Genomic DNA, 19271 nt, shown 5'->3' with positions numbered 1-19271 from the left:
CTTGAACGGCGGGCTCTGGCGGTGGGTTGATGGTTTTATATATTCGCTAAAGGTCTAAACATAAGTTTAAACATTACTTTCAGCGCTAAGCGTTCAAGCCAATGATTGCTCTACCAGGACGTCGTCGGGGGATGTTCAGCACGACGTTCCGGTAATCCGCAAAGAGACCGCAGGGAGTTAAACAATGGGCAATGTCCAGACCGCCGCCGGTGCACATGAAGTGCTGTGGCGCCAGGCACCCGGTGGTGAGCTGGTCGACCTCGGCCGACCGCACCGGGTGCCCTTGGGCCAGTTGCGTTTGCAGCGCGCGCCAAAAGGCGTCCTTCGCCGACGGGAAACGATCGTGCTGGGCTTGCTGGCGTTGCTGGTGCATGGCGCGGTGATCTATTGGGTCAATCAGCAACCGACCACCGTGCTGCCCATCGTGCCACCGCAGATTCCGCCGATGACCATCGAGTTCTCGCGTCCGGCGCCACCGGTGGTCGAGCCGCCGCCACCGCAACCTGTCCAGCCAGTGGTTGAGCCGCCTGCGCCCGTGGAAGACGAACTGGCTGTGAAGCCGCCGCCACCGAAGCCGGTTCCCAAGCCCAAGCCGGTTGCCAAGCCGATACCGAAACCGGCGCCCAAGGCCGTTGAGCAACCACCCGCGCCGCCGAAACCGGCAGCGCCCGTAGCGGCTCCTGCGCCACCAGCTCCCCCGGCCCCAGCTCCCGTGACACCTGCTTCAGCGAACGCGGGCTACTTGAAAAACCCGGCACCGGAATATCCCTCGCTGGCCCAGCGTCGTGGCTGGGAAGGCACGGTGCTGTTGCGCGTACATGTGCTGGCCAGCGGCAAGCCCGGCGAAGTCCAGATCCAGAAAAGCAGCGGCCGCGATGCACTGGACGAAGCCGCTCTGAACGCAGTGAAGCGCTGGAGTTTCGTACCGGCCAAGCAGGGTGATGTCGCCCAGGACGGTTGGGTCAGCGTGCCCATCGATTTCAAGATTCATTAAACCGAAACCAAATTCGCGCGAAACGTTTACACGAGGAATACATCATGACGTTACTGGCATCTCCACTTGAATCCATCGAAAGCGCGGTGATCTGGCTGCTGGTGGTTTTTTCCGTCGCGACCTGGGGTCTGGCATTGCTCAAGGGCGTGCAGTTCGGTCGCCTCAAGGCACAGGATCGAAAGTTTCATCAACAGTTCTGGGCCGCTTCGAGTCTCGACTCGGCGGCCGAGCTGAGCGAAACCCGGCCCGGAGCGGCAGCCCGGGTTGCACAGGCCGGTTATGCGGCCATCCAGGTGGGCGAGGCGCCGCAGGCGGCGGACTTGAGCCAGGCGATCAATCATCAGGATCGTCTGGAGCGTGCCTTGCGACAGCAGATCGTGCGCGAGCGCCGGTCGCTGGAAACCGGGTTGGCGGTACTCGCGAGCATTGGCAGCACCTCGCCGTTCATTGGTTTGTTCGGCACGGTGTGGGGAATCATGGAAGCGTTGAAAGGCATCAGCGCGGCGGGCTCGGCAAGCCTTGAAACGGTCGCCGGGCCGATTGGCGCGGCACTGGTCGCCACCGGCGTAGGGATCGCCGTCGCGGTGCCGGCGGTGCTGGTTTACAACTATTTTTTGCGTCGTTTGAAACTGACGGCGGCGGACCTGGATGACTTCGCCCACGACTTCTACAGCCTGGCGCAGAAGAGTTCGTTCCGTGTGCTGATCCACCCGACGGCGCACAAAGTGGCGGCCCAGGGCAGCGTGCAGAAAGTGAAGGAGGCGTCCTGATATGGCCTTCTCCACGCAAGACACCGATGAGGTGCTCAGTGAGATCAACGTGACGCCGCTGGTGGATGTGATGCTGGTGTTGCTGGTGGTGTTCATCGTCACCGCACCGCTGCTGACCAACGCCATTCCGATCAACCTGCCCAAGACCGAAGCGGTGGCGCCGGTGGAGCAGAAAGACCCGTTGGTGGTGAGCATCGACGGTGCCGGCAAACTGTTTATCAACAAGGACGAGATACAGCCGGACTTGCTGGAGTTCAACCTCAAGTCGGCGAAGGCCAAGGACCCCGAGGTGCGCGTGCAGTTGCAGGCGGACGATGGGGTGAATTACGGCGAAGTGGCACGGGCCATGGCGTCGATTGAACGGGCAGGGATTACCAGGCTGTCGGTGATTACTGCGCGATAACGGATTTTCGTTTTCCGGGGCCGTCTCCTTGGCAGGGTGCGGCCCTTTTTTTATGCCTCGATTTTCGCAACGCCGCGGTACCCCTGTGGGAGCGAGCTTGCTCGCGATGGCGGTGGATCAAACGACATCGATGTTGAATGTCCGGACCCTATCGCGAGCAAGCTCGCTCCCACAGGGTAAGTTTTTTATATTCGATATAGGTCTTAATAAATAGCTTCTTATTCCTTAACGAATATAAATCCTCTCCCTATACTCGACCTGGAACAGACACGCAGCAGGAGAGCTCCCCCATGCGCAACGAATCAATTCGCTACCTGATTGTGCCGGGCTGGCAAGGATCGCCAGAAGATCATTGGCAAAGCCACTGGCAGAACAGCCTGCCGAATAGCGCACGGGTGGAACAGGCCGACTGGTTGACGCCGCGCCGTGAAGACTGGGTCGCGGCGCTGGCCGAGGCGATTGCCGCCGACAGCACGCCGGTGATTCTCATTGCCCACAGCCTGGGTTGCATCACCGTCGCCCATTGGGCCGCGAGTGCCCCCGTGCAGTTTTTGCGTCAAGTGCGCGGCGCCTTGCTCGTCGCACCGGCAGATGTCGAACGCCCGGCTTGCGCGCCGGCGTTGCGCAACTTCGCACCGATACCGACGGATCTGCTGCCGTTCCCCAGCCAAGTTGTCAGCTCCGACAACGACAGCGCCGTCAGTGCACCGCGGGCCCTGGAGCTGGCGCGTAACTGGGGCGCCGAGGCGGGGATTCTGGCGGGGGCAGGGCACATCAACGTGAAGTCCGGTCACCAGCGTTGGGAGCAAGGTTTTGCCTACCTCTATCGACTGCAAAACCGCATGGAACACCACGCCCTGCGCCGCGCTTGAACACTTTCTTTATTTAACGCCCCCGTCTCCCGGCGGTTTTGGGCGGGAGTCTGCCATGAGTTTTGAAACCTTCGGCCAGCCGCTGCTGACCTTTCCCGATGCGGAAAAAAGTCCCCTGAGTATCCGCGCCAAGGCGCTGGTGTTTGTCGATCCGCGTTCACGACAATTACGTGAAGACCTTGAGCAACTGGCCACGCGTTCAGTGTCAGTGCTTATCCGTGGCGAAACCGGCACCGGCAAGGAGTTGCTGGCCCGCCATATCCACCGCGCCAGTGATCGCGGCGGGTTATTCGTGTCGGTTAACTGCGGCGCCATCAGCCCGACCTACGCTGACGCCGAATTGTTCGGCTATGCGGCGGGCAGCTACAGCGGCTCGGCGAGCAGCCGCGCCGGGTGGTTCGGTTCGGCCAATGGCGGCACGCTATACTTGGACGAAATCGGCGACCTGCCGCTGCCGATCCAGACCAAATTGCTCGCTGCCCTGGAGAACCACGAAGTCACCCGCGTCGGAGCCCTTCAGCCGAGCCCGGTGGATGTGCGTTTGGTGGCGGCCACCAGCATCGATCTGGCCCAGGCGGTTGCCGCCGGAAAATTCCATGAACGCCTTTATCACTACCTCAGCGAAGGCCAACTCGAATTGCCGGCACTGCGCGAACGCACAGGTGACATCCTGCCGCTGGCCGAATACTTCCTCGGTATCTACAGCCAGCGTCTCGACTTGCCAGTGCCGTTGATCAGCGAAGCGGCGCAGCTTGTGCTGGAACGCCACAGTTGGCCGGGCAATACCCGGGAACTGGAAAACGTCATCCACTTTGCGCTGTTGGTGAGTACCGGCGACGAGATCTTGCCGGAGCATTTGAATTTGCCGGTTGTCCGTCCATCTGCGGTTCTTGTACGAGGATGGATAGATCAACTTATTCAACAAGGAGATGTCGCTGAAGTCCGGGCGCTGAAAGAATATTTCACAAGCATCAATATATAAGCACGTTTGTTGGCGTTATAACGAAGCCGGGCAATTGATGGTTGCCTGGTTTTTTATGGGCGCTGATTCTTGCTGTTATATTTTGTACTATTTGCAGTGTAGCTGTAACAATTTTCTGTTTTGTGGGTTGATAGGTTTTGACATATCTTCTTATTTCTCCCTGGATACATTGATATCCGTCATTGTTAAATATCATATGAAAAAGGATTTTTCTGTGAAGTTTGTTGGAAATAATGCTGCGATAGCTCCAGGTGTCGACGATGAGTTGAAAGATATCAATCTCCTTGTCGATGGTTATATGCCTGCTGACCCGGAGATGGCGCCCCAGTCTTTTCAAGAGGCTGATTCTCCTGAGTGGATAGACCTCAAACGACTTCAGGTTTTCTCGACTTCGGGCGGAAACATAATTTACGCCAACGGATACCAGCAGTTGAGATTGATGGTAGTTGTACAAGCTGTCGACGAAGGGCAAAAGGTAGTTGGAATCTCCGAAAGCGAGCTCGACAGCATTCAATTGCTGGATGCCTATTCCGGAAAAACCCTGCCGATAGACACCATTCGAGACGGCGAGGAACCGGTGTGGAAGTGCATGCTGGAGCGACGCTTGCCGTACGCGCCGTTTCCTCACACGGGTGAACTGCATGGCCCGGTTGTGCGGGGGAAAGGCATCTTTCTCAAGGAGTTCTACGTCAGCAGCAACTCACCCGACCCCGTCAAGCTGATTGCGGCCATTACCCGTTCGGACGGTAAGGTGTTCTATTCGGAAGAAACCTCGGAATTCGGTGAAATAAGCCTGAGGACCGTGCCACCGCCGATCTATCGAAAAGAACAGTTCAGGGTCAAACACCTGTCCGCCAACTGGAAACCGACAGAGAACGTTGCCAAGGTTGATCGATATGTCCTGGACCTGTTAGTGGACCAGCACCATATAAAATTCGTCGATTGCTCGATTGCCGGCGTATTGCATGCACGCAGTGAACATCCTGACTATCTCGGGTATTACGCCGTTGGCTATTTTAATGGGCTCAAGTCTAATGACGGCGCGGAGGCATTGTGGGAAACAGCCGATAAAATTGCGACCTACCATGATGAGCAAGGCAAAGTCACTTTTTTGATGCACTTTGCCAGAAAAGGCGGAGCGTCCACAGTTCGCTACGATCAATTGTCGGTGAAGATGTTTGTTCGGGATATGTATGGGAACGGGCATGAAGTCGACGTCGCAATGAACACCCAAAGCCCTTCGATGATCGAAGTTGTTTAATTTTACTGTATCTGCAGCGTCAAGGAATGATGATGAGTACAGCTATGCCAGAAGTGGAATCCAGTGCGTTCAATTTTTCTGAATTTATACAGTCTGGAGTGGACGTCCGTACCGGCTCTTATAGTACCAGCATTAATCTCGCGGGGTGGGTGGCCAACAATATCAACGGTCCGCTGATACCCTTCAGTATTTCATTCGATAGTTTCCGCACAACGGATTTCGGTTGGGGACGCGGTTGGTCATTGGGCTTGAGCTCCTACAATCGAAAGACCCGTAAGCTGACCCTTGCAAGCGGTGTTTCTTACCGTGTCTACATCAGCAGAGGGCAGCTCATCGTCCGGGATAAAAAGCTTCAAGACACTCGGGTCACGCTCGATGGCGACAACCTGGTTGTCAGCCATAAAAACGGTCTGATCGAGAGGTTGGTCAGGCCGGATGAAACTTATGATGAATGGTTGCCCGAACATGTCTTCTCCAACGAAGGGCGCTCGATCAACCTGAAATACATGTTGGTACGGGGCCGTCGCGTCCTGCACGAAATTCACGATCAGCAACAACGCGTCGTGGCCCTGAATCATGAAACGAAAGATCAACCCGCCAGCATTACCGTATGGCCTGATCATCCGCCAAGACGCTTGAAATTTGTTTTGCGGGTTCGTGATGGTTGGCTTCGGCAGATAACCCTTGATCACGGTTCTGCCGAGCACCTTGCATGGTCATTCAATTACCAGTTACTCGATGGTTTTCTGGTCATGACGGACGTCCGCGCGCCGGGCGGCAGTGTCGAGCGTATCGAGTACGCTCCTCAGAAGCATCGGTTGCCGCTCGGGGCGCCGATCAATGCCTTGCCGGCGGTGCGGCGCAGTGTTCTGGTGCCGGGTACAGGGTTGCCGACGATCACCCGTGTCTATGAATACTCCGACAAAAATTTCCTCGGCTATCAATCGGGACTTCGTTGGGTGCAGGACGGGGACCATCTGCACGGGCACAAAGGACCTTACACCTACTCCTGCACCGAACGCCTGGTTGCGGGGGAGGGTGTTAATGCGGTTGAACTGAGTCGCATCGAAAGAACCTACAACCGCTTTCACCTGATGATCTCGGAAAAATCCATTTCCAACGGCAAGGTTCAGCAAAAAACGGTTGTTTATCACGATGTTGACGGTCTGGACTTCTCCGGTCAGCCCGCCCATTTCCAACTGCAGAAAACAGCTATCGTCAGTTATGTCGATATTTCCGCGAGCGCCACGCGCCGAACCGAAACTACCCATACGACCTATGATGAATTCGGCAATCTGCTAACCCAGATCAATCCGAGCGGAGCCCGGGAGGACTACGTCTATTATCCGGCCGAAGGTGCCGAGGGTTGCCCCCCCAATTCACTGGGCTTCATCACGGCATTGAAGGAGCGATCGGTCACGCCTTCACCTGATTTTGCCCCGGCGCCGACAGTCATTGTCCGTTTTTCCTACATCGACTTGCCCTCCTTGCGCGAAGGCGGTCATCGGTTTTTGTTGCCTCAAAGCGAAAGGTTGTTTGAAGGCGGGAACAACAAGCCATGCGTGGATACTCGATTCGAGTACATCGATGATGCCAGCGATGCATTTTACGGACGCCTCAAGAGTCGCTCGCAAACCGGGCACAACGGTCACCGCCGTCTCGAATTCAAATATTCAATTGATGGAGATTGGGTAAAAACCCTTCAACGATTGTTCGTGGGTAGTGAAAGGCATGATCGCAATGTCTGGCATGACCGATTTATCGGACAGGAAGTCAAGCTTCGGGATGGGGGCGGCAATGAGTTGTTGAAGAAGTACGACAATCTGAACCGTGTCGTTCGCGAGACAGCGGCATTCGATGGAACGGATATCGCGTCACGCATCACTGAATTCTACGGCGAAAGCCAGTCAGAGGACGGCGCAACCATCGGCATCACCAACATACGGGGAGTGCTGAGCAAGATTTGGCTCGACGGGGTCGGGCGCACGACCAAGGTCAAGGTTCAGGATTTCGATTCAGCCGACAGACCATTACGTCTGACCTATGAGGCCCACTACGACAATTTTGGGCGACTGGTGAGCGAAGTCAGCCAGGACTGGTCCGAGGGCAAGGCCACCGAGTCAACCACGACCTACAGCCACGACGGCTGGGGGCGCGTATGCAGAACGGTAGGTCCTGACGGTGTCCCGGTAAACGATGTGTTTGACCCGGTTTCATTGACTCGAACTTGCTGGCTCGACGGCGCTGGAAAAACCCGTTCTGTATTGAACGTGTTCGGTAAGCCGGACCGGGAAGAACGCATCGACTCCGAAGGTGCGGTCACTATCACCGCGACTTTTACCTACGACGGACTTGGGCGTTGCCTGACGCAAACCAACGAGGCGGGATTCGAAACGAGCTTCCGTTATGACCTTTACGGGCGTCTGATCGAGACGATTCTGCCGGATGGCACTTCGATAAAAAAAAAGTATGACCCCCTGAGCACGGGTGATCATCCAATCGAAATCAGTGCCGATGACTACGTATTGGGCACCCGGACTTACGACGGTTTGTTGCGTGTCACTCGTACGACCGTCGGCGGCAGAACCGAAACCAGGACCTATGAGGGGGGTGGTGCTCAAGCTTTGCAGCAAGTGACGGCGGCGGGCGATGTTTTCAGGTTCGCCCTTGATCCCATGCTCAACGGGGCAGTGACCGCGCGGATGGGCGGCCACGCTGAATCAGCCAGGCATCGATTTGATCCATTGACCGGGCAACTCGTCGAAACTTCCAGCCCTGCCATTCAGCGCCGGTTTGAGTACTCCAGGTCGGGCAAAGAAAAGTCCCGGGAGTGGATCTCCAGCGAAGGCCGCTTCGGCACTGCCACTACCCGTTCATTGAATGGGCTGCCCATCAGCTTTATCGATGTCAACGATGTAGAAACCACTTACATCCATGACGCTGCGGCGCGGCCCGTGGAAATACGGCAGGGACCGGTTCTGGCGAAGTACGCCTACGGTGCCCAGGGCCAGTTGCTGACATTGAGTGTCGAGGACACCGCCTCGAAGCGTTCGCTGACGACCACCTTGGTTCACGATGAGTTCGGTCGTGAGATTCAGCGTATTTCGCAGTTCGGCGACGGATCTCGCCTGGAGGTCATTCAAGCGTTTGGGGCCGATGACAAACTTCAGCAACGATCGCTGGTGTCCGGTGCACAGTCACGTACAGAAACCTTCGCCTACGACAGCCGCGGGCGTCTGACGCGCTATGACTGTGAAGGCACGCAGGCACCGATCGATGCCTGGGGAAAACGCATTGATTTTCAGGCGTTCACCTACGACTACCTCGACAACCTGTTGACGGTGCGTACGGGGTTCGATGGGGAGGAGAACCTGTGCAGGTTTTCCTACGATCGTCCTGACAAAACCCAGTTGAGTTCAATGACTCACAGTCACGCGCACTATCAGCCCGGGCAAGTGAGTTTCGAATACGATGCCAACGGTAATCTGCTCAATGATAACCAGGGGCGCACGTTCAGGTATGACACGCTGAGTCGGCTCGAGAGTGTCGCCAGCGCTGGCGGTCGCACGCACTATCAATTCGACGGCGAAGATCAATTGCATGCGGTGGCTGCCGAATCCGCAGAGTTGATCAGGCTTTTCCATAGCGAACATGCGCTGTGCAGCGAAGTGGCGGGTAACCATCGACGCAGTCTGTTGTCAGGCGACGGCAAGTACTTGGCCGAGCAGCAAGGTGACGATGTTGTCTTGTTTGTCACGGATGGTCAGGGCACCGCCCTTGCTCGCCTTGGATCTCAAGACGAATCTGTTTTGTCCTGCCTTCCTTATGGTGATCGCCCCGCATCGAGCGGACTTGGCGCCCTGCTGGGGTTTCAGGGTGAGCGACTGGACCCTTCAACCGGGTGTTACCTGCTCGGCAGGGGGTATCGGGCCTACAACCCCCGATTGATGCGATTTCACAGCCCCGACAGTTGGAGCCCCTTTGAGGGTGGCGGCCTCAATGCCTATGCCTATTGTCTGGGGGATCCGGTCAATCTCAAGGATCCCACCGGGCATATCCCGACCCTGGGATGGGTGAAAATCGGAGTGACTGCCGCCCTGGCCGCCGCCGCGATTGCCCTCACCGTCGTGACCATGGGCGCAACCGCACCACTCGTGCCGATCTCGGCCAACGCCTTGGCCTTTTTAACCCTGGAGGTCATTTCCGCGACAGTTTCAATTGCCTCCGCGGTTGTCGATGAACTGGCCCCGGATAGCCTTGGCGCCCAGATATTGACCTACTCGTCGCTGGCGCTGGGAGTGGTGTCGTTGGGGGCCACCGCGGTTGCAAAAATTGGCAGTAAAGGCATTGGCTTTGCGTTGACGAAAAGTGTCGGCTCCCTGGCAGACGTGGTGGCTGCACAGCGAGGGGCAGCGCGGGTGGCGGTGGGGCGGCGTCTACACGGCGCTGTTTCCACGGCAAATGAGGCATTGAGAAGCACGGTCAAATTACAAAGCCGGCTAAACAACGTGTTGACGGCAAAAACGGTCACCAGTGGGGTGGGTATCGCTGCCAAATCAGCATTCGTGGTCGCGAATTCGGAAAAGTACGCTGCCAAAGCCGACGCATTGCTTCAAGACTACTGGCCATCACTGACTGAGGGTTTCAGTGCCCAGAAATTTCGAAGCGATGCGCTGGACGCTCTGGAGTCATTCACCCATGAGATTGGCGAGCAGATCATCAAGCTGCGCGGTGTTTGAACAACGATGAGCAGAGATCTAGATTATTTCAAAATGGAATATCAACTTGAATAAAAGTTATTGTTCGGGAATAAAAAATCCCGGTATTGTCCGCTTCACGCCAGCGATAGCACTTCACTGGCACTCTCATGTTCAAGCCGTCGCCACAAGCGACTGTGATTTTCGATAAGGACACTGCATGAAAAAGGTTCTGTTGTTCACCGCACTGGCGGCTGCCCTGACCGCGGGCCTGGCCCAGGCTGGCGAGAAACTGGTGGTTGCCGCGACCCCGGTTCCACACGCCGAGATTCTCGAGCTGATCAAGCCAACCCTCGCCAAAGAAGGCGTGGACCTGGAAATCAAAGTCTTCACCGACTACGTTCAGCCGAACGTGCAGGTCGATCAGAAGCGTCTGGACGCCAACTACTTCCAGACCCTGCCGTACCTGAAGAGCTTCAACGAAGGCAAAGGCACTCACCTGGAAACCGTGATCGGTGTTCACGTTGAACCCTTCGGCGGCTACTCGAAGAAAGTCAAAACCCTGGCTGAACTGAAAGACGGCGCGACCATCGCCATCCCGAACGAAGGCAGCAACAGCGGCCGTGCCCTGATCCTGCTGCAGAAGGCTGGCCTGATCGAGTTGAAAGACCCGAAAAACGCCCTGGCCACGCCGAAAGACATCGCCAAGAACCCGCACAACTTCAAGTTCAAGGAGCTCGAGTCCGCGATGTTGCCGCGCGTGCTGGATCAGGTCGACCTGGACATGATCAACACCAACTACGCGCTGGAAGCGGGTCTGAACCCGGCTAAAGACGCCCTGGTGATCGAAGGTGCCGATTCGCCTTATGTGAACTTCCTGGTGGCTCGTCCGGACAACAAGGACAGCGTTGCCATCCAGAAACTGGCCAAGGCCCTGACCAGCCCGGAAGTGAAAGCCTTCATCGAGAAGAAGTACAGCGGCGCGGTACTGCCTGCGTTCTGATTCGCGAAGCAAACCCCTTCAAGGTTTCAAACGCCGACGGCTGATTTAGCGTCGGCGTTTTTTTATGGGTGCTCGATTTAACTGTGGCGAGGGGGCTTGTCGGGCCGCAGCATTCGCCCAGGGGAGCGCGGGAGATCTGTTTGGGGCCGCTTCGCAGCCCAACGGGGGCAAGCCCCCTCGCCACAGGGGAGCCAGTTGACTCTGAATTGCTCAGGCCGGCCTGGCCTCCAATGCCCGGCGCAACGCCACCAATAATTTAAGCATGTCCTGCGGATCCAGCCGTTGCGGCGTTTGTACGTCTGCCATGTTCTCGTCCTTGTGAGATTTTGGCCGGGAGTCTGGCCAAAAGTGGTTCGTCCCTGGAGCTGTGTTTCGAAAAAAAGATCCTTCCTACGGCGTAATGGAAAGTAGCTGTCCTCTCTTGCCTGGGCAAACCCGGGCGACAGCTTTCTCCCGGCACTAACAGTTCTACTAGGTGCCGGCGCATTCAAGCGGGTGCAAACTGCTTCCTTCGCCGGGAGTTGACCCTCATGAGCCCAACGACTCGCCCCCTCAATCGCTACCGCTATGATGCTCTGGATCGGCTGGTCGAACTGGAGCCGTTGGAGCTGGAAAAATTGACCCGGTTCTACCGCGGCGAACACCTGGTGACGCAACTGAAAGGACAGGATGCGTACAGCGTGCTTCAACACGACAGGCAACTGCTGGCAGTGCAATCGTTGGACGGTGCCGAGCGCAATAGTCTGTTGCTGGTCACTGATCAGCAACGCTCGGTAATGCAGATGACCGGCCCCGACGGAGGTGTGCGTCAGGTCTACGCGCCCTACGGTCATCGGCGGGTCGAGAATGGTCCCGGTGGTTTGCTCGGATTCACCGGCGAAGTGGTCGATCCGGCCACCGGCCATTATCTGCTGGGTAACGGGCATCGGGCGTTCAACCCGGTGCTGATGCGCTTCAACAGACCGGACAGCTTGAGCCCGTTTGGTCGGGGAGGACTGAATGCGTATGCGTATTGTCTGGGGGACCCGGTGAATTTCAGTGATCCGACGGGGCGGTTTGCCAGGTTGATCACGAGCCTGTTCAGCGTGGCCAATGCTCGAATTACCATGTCGCCCGCCATTCCCTTCAAGTTGGCCAAGGATGCTTTGCAATGGGGTGCAGCAGGTCGGTTAGCCTACAAATACACCCTCGGTGCAGCAGGCTCGACTGTGGCGGGAGTGGCGACGATGGCTTCAGCTCTGACGGGCGTTGCCAGTGCTGTTGCGGGTATTACTGGGGATTCTGAGTCAGCTAAAGCGCTCGGATTTATTGCATTAGGGTTAGCGGGACTTACGGTGGTATCGAGAGCGACTGTTTACTGGGCTGCGCGTGATCCCAAGACTGTCCCTGCCTTGAAGAGTTTTGTGGAAAGTCGCAAGCGTCCGGTTACTCTTTCTGTATCTGATGTAGATCAACAAGTTTTCCCGGATCCTTCAGCACCTCCTCTGACCCCTTCGCCCCCAGGTACGCCTCAACCATCGGCTCCCTTTCCGACTCCAAGACCAGTGGGCTTCGAGGGTTTTGAGTTTCCCGTCAATACAGGTCGTACAGTCAATTTTTTGAATGACCAACTCAACAGACAGCTCGACATCTTCAGGAATGCCAAAAATATCCGTCGTCACTCCTGATAGAGCGGAGCCGGAGTGGCGGTGATTCACTCCGGCCAATACCACGCCGGCTCATCCAGCATCCGTTGCCCGACAATCCCGGTCTGTCCGAGATTCTTCTCCAGCACGATGCAATTGCACTCCGGGTCCTCCTGCAACGCCGAAATCAAACGTCGGGCGTGGGACACCACCCATACCTGGCACTGCTCTGAAGCGCGGATGATCAAGCGCGCCAGCGCCGGCAGCAGATCCGGGTGCAGGCTGGTTTCCGGTTCGTTCAATACCATCAATGTCGGCGGCCGTGGCGTCAGCAGCGCTGCGACCAGCAGCAGGTAACGCAACGTTCCGTCCGACAACTCGGCGGCCGACAGCGGCCGCAACAAACCTTCCTGAAAGAACTCGATGGCGAAGCGCCCACCCGGCAGAGGTTCGATGTTCAGTCGTGCACCGGGGAAAGCGTCGCTGATCGCCGCCCGCAAGGCCTCGGGGTCGCCAATTTCGATGATCGTCTGCAAGGCCGCCGCCAGATCGCGTCCGTCGTGGTGCAGCACCGGCGTGCGGGTGCCCAGTTGCGGTTGCCGCGCCGGGGCGTCGGCATCGCTGCGAAAGTGATCGTAAAAGCGCCAGCGGCGGATGAACTCGCGCATCTCCAGCACTTCCGGCGAACTGCGCAGGCTGCCGACCTGATCGAACAGGCTGTCGAAAGTCGGCGTGTGCTGCGCCAATACATCCCACTTTCGATCGGCGCGGGCACGGATCATCGGGCCATCACGATCGACCAGCAGACTGGCCGGGCGATAGAACGCTCCGGCCCACAGGCATTCGCGTTTGATCTGCGGGTCGAGGCTGAAATAAGACGGTATCGGCGTGCTGCGTCCGGGCAGCATGAAATGGCCATTGGAATCGGGCAGGCCGAGGCTGATCGAGTAGCCGAAATCCTCTCCCGCAAACCCCAGGCGCAGGCGTTTGACGCCCTGGCGCACGGTGGGCTCGATGGCGACTTCGCCAGTGCGCATGCGCCGGGAGATGGTTTCCGGGCCGGCCCAGAAGGTCGAATCCAGGCCACCTTCACGGGCCAGGGCATTGACCACCCCGCCGTGGGCGGTTTCCGCCAGCAGGCGCAGCGCACGGTACAGGTTGGACTTGCCGCTGCCGTTGGGGCCGGTGATCAGATTCAGCCGTCCCAGCGGGATCACCAGTTTGTTGATCGAACGGTAATTGGCCACCGCGAGGGTCTTGAGCATTTGGGTTCCTGAGGGAGGATCGACCGGGGCTCATTGTCAGGCATGTACAGGCGTCTATGGCAAGTGTTTCACGGCTGAAAGAGTGTGAGCTTTTTCTTCATAAGACGCTCGTGCAAGGTTCCAATCCTGTTCTAAGCTCTCTGTCGAGTTGTACATGGAAAAGGCCAAGGAGTTTGCATGGTGGTTCCCGGATTTAAAGTAGTCATGGCCTTGAGTGTCGTCACCCTGCTGACGGCTTGCGACGAGAAAAAACCCGTGCAGGAATACCTGCCACGGGTGTTCGTGCAAGTCGTCAAGCCGGCCGATTACGCGGTCCCGGTTACCCTCACCGGTGATATCCAGGCCCGGGTACAGACGGAGCTGTCTTTCCGCGTGGGTGGCAAGATCATCCAGCGCTCGGTCGACGTCGGTGATCGAGTGACCGCCAAGCAAGTGCTGGCCCGGCTCGACCCCAAGGATTTGCAGACCAATGTCGATTCGGCCCAGGCGCAAGTCGTCGCCGAACAGGCGCGGGTGACGCAAAGTGCGGCGGCGTTCGTGCGTCAGCAAAAATTGCTGCCCAAGGGTTACACCAGCCAGAGCGAATACGACTCGGCCCAGGCAACCTTGCACAGCAGCCAGAGCGCCCTGAGCGCTGCCAAGGCGCAGTTGGCCAATGCCAAGGATCAGTTGAGCTATACGGCGCTGATCGCCGATGCACCGGGGATCATTACCGAGCGCCAGGCGGAAGTCGGCCAGGTGGTGCAGGCGACGATGCCGATCTTCAGCCTGGCCCGTGACGGCGACCGGGATGCGGTGTTCAACGTCTATGAATCGCTGCTGGCCGAGAAGCCGAGAGATCACACCATTGTCCTCAGCCTGGTCGATAACCCTGCGATCAAAACCACTGGCACCGTACGCGAAATCACCCCGGCGGTGTCGGCGCAATCCGGAACCGTGCAGGTCAAGGTCGGCCTCGACAAACTGCCCGACGGCATGCAGTTGGGTTCGGTGGTGAGTGCCACGGCCAGCGGATCGGGCAAGTCGGTCATCGAGTTGCCGTGGTCGGCGCTGACCAAAAACATCAGTGCCCCCGCTGTCTGGATTGTCGACGACAAGGGCAAGGCCCAATTGCATTCAGTCACGGTCGGCCGCTACCTGACCGGCAAGGTCATCATCAGCGGCGGGTTGAAGGACGGGGACAAAGTCATCATCGCCGGCGGACAACTCTTGCACCCGGACATGGAAGTCGAAATTGCCGAAAACACTTACAAGGATCTGACGTGGGGAGCCAAGCCATGAAGCCTTTATGGGCGTTGTCCATCGGGCTGGTGCTGAGCGCCTGTTCCAAAAACGAACCGCCGCCGGCGCCGGTACGGCCGGTGTTGTCGATCAAGGTCCAGACCTTGAGCGAAGAGGACCTGGGCCGCTTCGCCGGCAGCATCCAGGCGCGCTATGAAAGCAATACCGGCTTCCGCGTGGACGGGCGAATCGCCAGCCGTAACGTCGATGTCGGCGCCGAGGTGGAGAAGGGTACGCTGCTCGCCACCCTCGACCCTTCCGACCAGCAGAACCAATTGCGTTCGGCCCAGGGCGACCTGTCGAAAATTCAGGCGCAACTGATCAATGCCAAGGCCAGTGCCCTGCGCCAGCAAGCCCTGTTTGATCGTGGGGTCGGCGCGCAAGCGCAACTCGACGAGGCCAACACGGACCTCAAAACCACCCAGGCCTCCCTCGATCAGGCCCGGGCGGCCGTCAACCAGAGCAAGGACCAACTGGGCTACACCGAGCTGCGCGCCGACCATAAAGCCGTGGTCACCCAATGGAGCGCCGAGGCCGGGCAAGTGGTAACGGCCGGTCAGCAAGTGGTGACTCTGGCGCAACCGGACATCAAGGAAGCGGTGATCGACCTGCCCGATACCCTGGTCGATCAACTGCCCAGCGATGTGGTGTTTCTGGTCGCTGCGCAGCTGGATCCGAGCATCAACACCACCGCCATCATCCGTGAAATCGAACCTCAGGCTCAAAGCGCCACACGCACCCGTCGCGCCCGCCTGAGCCTGGCTGAAACACCAGATGGCTTTCGCCTCGGCACAGCCATCAGCGTCACCCTGAGCTCGGCGATCAAGCCGCGTATCGAGTTGCCTGTCACCGCGCTGCAGGAGGTCGATGGCAAGCCACGCATCTGGGTGATTGATGCACAGAGTAAAACCGTCTCCCCCCGTGACATCACCGTGATCAGCCGTACCGACAGCACCGTGGTGCTGGCTGGCGGCGTGAAGAACGGCGAGCGGGTGGTCAGTGCCGGTGTGAACAGCCTCAAGCCGGGGCAACAAGTGAAAATCGACGAGGACAGTCAATGAAAGGGCCTTTCAACCTCTCGGAATGGGCCCTCAAGCATCAGTCGTTCATCTGGTATCTGATGTTCGTCGCGTTGTTGATGGGTGTGTTCTCGTATTTCAACCTGGGGCGCGAAGAAGACCCTTCGTTCACCATCAAGACCATGGTGATCCAGAGCAAATGGCCGGGGGCGACCCAGGAGGAAACCCTCGAACAGATCACTGACCGGATCGAGAAGAAGCTCGAGGAGCTCGACTCCCTCGACTATGTGAAAAGCTACACGCGCCCCGGCGAATCGACGGTGTACGTGAACCTGCGCGACACCACCAGTGCCAAGGACATCCCGGAAATCTGGTACCAGGTGCGCAAGAAGATCAACGACATCAAATACCAATTCCCGCAAGGCATACAGGGGCCGTCGTTCAACGACGAGTTCGGTGACGTCTTCGGGTCGATCTACGCCTTCACCGCCGACGGCCTGACCATGCGTCAGTTGCGCGACTACGTGGAACAGGCCCGCATGGAAATTCGCGGCGTGCCGGGGCTGGGCAAGATCGAAATGGTCGGCCAGCAGGACGAAGTGCTGTACCTGAACTTCTCCACACGCAAACTCGCTGCGCTGGGCATCGATCAGCGTCAGGTGGTGCAGAGCCTGCAAACCCAGAACTCCGTGACCCCGGCGGGTGTCATCGAGGCCGGGCCGGAGCGGATTTCGGTGCGCACTTCGGGGCAGTTCGCTTCGGAGAAAGACCTGGCCGAGGTCAACCTCAAGCTCAATGACCGCTTCTATCGTCTGGCCGATATTGCCGAAATCAGCCGCGGCTACGTCGATCCGGCCTCGCCGGAATTCCGCTTCAACGGCAAACCGGCCATCGGCCTGGCGATTGCCATGCAGAAGGGTGGCAACGTCCAGGCGTTCGGCAAGGCCCTGCACACCCGTATTGACCAGTTGACCGCCGACCTGCCGGTCGGTGTCGGCATTGACAACGTCTCCGACCAGGCCGTGGTGGTGGAGGAGGCCGTTGGCGGCTTTACCAGCGCGTTGTTCGAGGCCGTGGTGATCGTACTGTTGGTCAGCTTCGTCAGCCTTGGCGTGCGTGCCGGGCTGGTGGTGGCTTGCTCGATCCCGTTGGTGCTGGCGATGGTGTTCGTGTTCATGGAATACAGCGGCATCACCATGCAGCGGATTTCCCTCGGTGCACTGATCATCGCCCTCGGCCTGCTGGTGGACGATGCGATGATCACCGTGGAAATGATGGTTACGCGTCTGGAGTTGGGTGAGACCAAGGAGCAGGCGGCGACCTTCGCCTACACCTCCACGGCGTTCCCGATGCTCACCGGTACGCTGGTGACGGTGGCGGGCTTCGTGCCGATCGGCTTGAACGCCAGCTCGGCCGGTGAATACACCTACACCCTGTTTGCGGTGATTGCCTGCGCGATGCTGGTGTCGTGGGTGGTGGCGGTATTGTTTGCGCCGGTGATCGGCGTGCACATTCTCAGTACCAACGTGAAACCCCATGAAGGCGAACCCGGGCGTATCGGCAAGGCGTTCAACGGCGGGCTGCTGTGGTGCATGCGCAATCGCTGGTGGGCCATTGGCATCACCGTACTGTGCTTTGTACTGGCGGTGTTCAGCATGCGCTACGTGCAGAACCAGTTCTTCCCGTCTTCGGATCGGCCGGAAATCCTGGTGGACCTGAACCTGCCGCAAAACGCCTCGATCGACGAAACCCGCCGGGCCGTCGATCGCCTTGAAGCCACGCTCAAGGACGATCCGGACATCGTGCGCTGGAGCACCTACGTCGGCCAGGGTGCCATCCGCTTCTATCTGCCACTGGACCAGCAACTGCAAAACCCGTTCTACGCGCAGTTGGTGATCGTCAGCAAAGGCCATACCCGTGAAGCCATGATGCAGAAGCTTCGCGAGCGCTTGCGCAACGACTTCGTCGGCATCGGCAGTTATGTCCAGGCACTGGAAATGGGCCCGCCGGTAGGGCGTCCGATCCAGTACCGGGTCAGCGGCAAGGACGTCGACCAGGTGCGCCGACATGCCATCGACCTGGCCACTGAGCTGGACAAGAACCCGCACATTGGCGAGATCATCTACGACTGGAACGAACCGGGCAAAGTGCTGCGGATCGACATCGCCCAGGACAAGGCGCGGCAGTTGGGGTTGTCTTCGGAGGATGTGGCCAACCTGATGAACGGCATCGTCAGCGGCCAGTCGGTGACCCAGGTCGATGACGACATTTACCTGATCAACGTGGTCGGTCGCGCGGTGGATTCCGAACGCGGTACGCCGGAAACCCTGCAGAACCTGCAAATCGTCACGCCAAGCGGCACGTCGATACCGCTGCTGGCGTTCGCCACGGTGCGCTACGAACTGGAGCAGCCGCTGGTGTGGCGTCGCGATCGCCTGCCGACCATCACCATCAAGGCGGCGATACGCGACGAGATCCAGCCGACGGACCTGGTGAAAATCCTCAAGCCGTCCATCGACGATTTCGCTGCCAAATTGCCGGCGGGCTACAAGGTCGCCACCGGTGGTACGGTGGAGGAAAGCGGCAAGGCCCAGGGACCGATTGCCAAGGTTGTGCCGCTGATGCTGTTCTTGATGGCGACCTTCCTGATGATCCAGCTGCACAGCGTGCAGAAGCTGTTCCTGGTGGCCAGCGTTGCGCCGCTGGGGCTGATCGGCGTGGTGATCGCGCTGGTGCCGACAGGCACGCCCATGGGCTTCGTGGCGATCCTCGGGATTCTGGCGCTGATCGGTATCATCATTCGCAACTCGGTGATCCTGGTGACCCAGATCGAGGAATACGAACTGAAGGGCTATGCGCCGTGGGATGCAGTGGTGCAGGCCACCGAACATCGGCGCCGTCCGATCCTGCTGACCGCAGCGGCGGCGAGCATGGGGATGATCCCGATTGCCCGGGAAGTGTTCTGGGGGCCGATGGCCTACGCGATGATCGGCGGGATCGTCATCGCCACCTTGCTGACGCTGCTGTTTTTGCCGGCGCTGTATGTGGCCTGGTACAAGATTCGCGAGCCGAAGAAAGACGCTGTTTAAAAAGCGAGCG

Annotated in this window: 13 protein-coding genes; 12 read left to right on the top strand and 1 reads right to left on the bottom strand. The window is 58.5% G+C overall.

Annotation, left to right across the window (positions count from 1 at the left end):
* Window positions 1–184: 184 nt before the first annotated feature.
* The 9 genes from J4D25_RS13785 to J4D25_RS13745 all read left to right on the top strand — a co-directional run bounded on the left by J4D25_RS13785 (window position 185) and on the right by J4D25_RS13745 (window position 12649).
* Window positions 185–994: an energy transducer TonB gene (locus J4D25_RS13785; protein WP_057712500.1), complete on the top strand. Its 810-nt coding sequence runs from the start codon at window positions 185–187 to the stop codon at window positions 992–994.
* A 44-nt stretch (window positions 995–1038) separates the two neighbouring features.
* The gene (locus tag J4D25_RS13780; RefSeq protein WP_057712499.1) at window positions 1039–1764 is read left to right on the top strand and encodes a MotA/TolQ/ExbB proton channel family protein; all 726 of its coding nucleotides are present in this window, start codon (window positions 1039–1041) and stop codon (window positions 1762–1764) included.
* Between the two features lies 1 nt (window position 1765).
* Entirely contained in the window at window positions 1766–2167 is a 402-nt protein-coding gene (locus J4D25_RS13775) for a biopolymer transporter ExbD (protein WP_008045412.1), read from the top strand.
* A 290-nt stretch (window positions 2168–2457) separates the two neighbouring features.
* Window positions 2458–3039 carry an alpha/beta hydrolase gene (locus J4D25_RS13770; RefSeq protein ID WP_008045411.1) on the top strand — a complete coding sequence of 194 codons (582 nt, stop codon included), beginning with the start codon at window positions 2458–2460 and terminating at the stop codon, window positions 3037–3039.
* 55 nt (window positions 3040–3094) lie between these two features.
* Window positions 3095–4021 (top strand): sigma 54-interacting transcriptional regulator, encoded by a 927-nt coding sequence (locus J4D25_RS13765; protein ID WP_057712498.1) that lies wholly within the window; start codon window positions 3095–3097, stop codon window positions 4019–4021.
* A 214-nt stretch (window positions 4022–4235) separates the two neighbouring features.
* The gene (locus tag J4D25_RS13760; protein WP_131726840.1) at window positions 4236–5282 is read left to right on the top strand and encodes a hypothetical protein; all 1047 of its coding nucleotides are present in this window, start codon (window positions 4236–4238) and stop codon (window positions 5280–5282) included.
* 44 nt (window positions 5283–5326) lie between these two features.
* Window positions 5327–10021: an RHS repeat domain-containing protein gene (locus J4D25_RS13755; RefSeq protein ID WP_198530226.1), complete on the top strand. Its 4695-nt coding sequence runs from the start codon at window positions 5327–5329 to the stop codon at window positions 10019–10021.
* Between the two features lie 178 nt (window positions 10022–10199).
* Window positions 10200–10982, top strand: coding sequence for a MetQ/NlpA family ABC transporter substrate-binding protein (locus J4D25_RS13750; RefSeq protein WP_007972924.1), 783 nt, complete (start codon window positions 10200–10202; stop codon window positions 10980–10982).
* Window positions 10983–11512: 530 nt separating this feature from the next.
* Window positions 11513–12649 carry an RHS repeat-associated core domain-containing protein gene (locus tag J4D25_RS13745; protein WP_079246685.1) on the top strand — a complete coding sequence of 379 codons (1137 nt, stop codon included), beginning with the start codon at window positions 11513–11515 and terminating at the stop codon, window positions 12647–12649.
* Between the two features lie 26 nt (window positions 12650–12675).
* Here the strand turns inward: J4D25_RS13745 and J4D25_RS13740 are convergent, their stop codons facing one another.
* On the bottom strand, window positions 12676–13872 hold the full coding sequence (locus J4D25_RS13740; protein WP_057712493.1) for an AAA family ATPase: 1197 nt from the start codon (window positions 13870–13872) through the stop codon (window positions 12676–12678).
* Between the two features lie 177 nt (window positions 13873–14049).
* Between J4D25_RS13740 and J4D25_RS13735 the strand changes: the two genes are divergently transcribed.
* From J4D25_RS13735 to J4D25_RS13725, 3 genes are read left to right on the top strand one after another with little or no spacing between them, the layout of a single operon-like run.
* Complete coding sequence (locus J4D25_RS13735; protein WP_057712492.1) at window positions 14050–15153, top strand: efflux RND transporter periplasmic adaptor subunit; 1104 nt, start codon at window positions 14050–14052, stop codon at window positions 15151–15153.
* Entirely contained in the window at window positions 15150–16214 is a 1065-nt protein-coding gene (locus tag J4D25_RS13730) for an efflux RND transporter periplasmic adaptor subunit (protein ID WP_057712491.1), read from the top strand. The genes J4D25_RS13735 and J4D25_RS13730 overlap by 4 nt, the downstream gene beginning before the upstream one ends.
* Window positions 16211–19261, top strand: a complete 3051-nt coding sequence (locus J4D25_RS13725; RefSeq protein WP_057712490.1) for an efflux RND transporter permease subunit — start codon at window positions 16211–16213, stop codon at window positions 19259–19261. The genes J4D25_RS13730 and J4D25_RS13725 overlap by 4 nt, the downstream gene beginning before the upstream one ends.
* Window positions 19262–19271: the final 10 nt, after the last annotated feature.

This window comes from Pseudomonas sp. GW456-L13, from assembly GCF_017350115.1.
In the GTDB taxonomy this organism is placed as follows: Bacteria; Pseudomonadota; Gammaproteobacteria; order Pseudomonadales; family Pseudomonadaceae; genus Aquipseudomonas; species Aquipseudomonas jessenii.
This window is presented reverse-complemented; position numbering and strand designations above follow the sequence as displayed.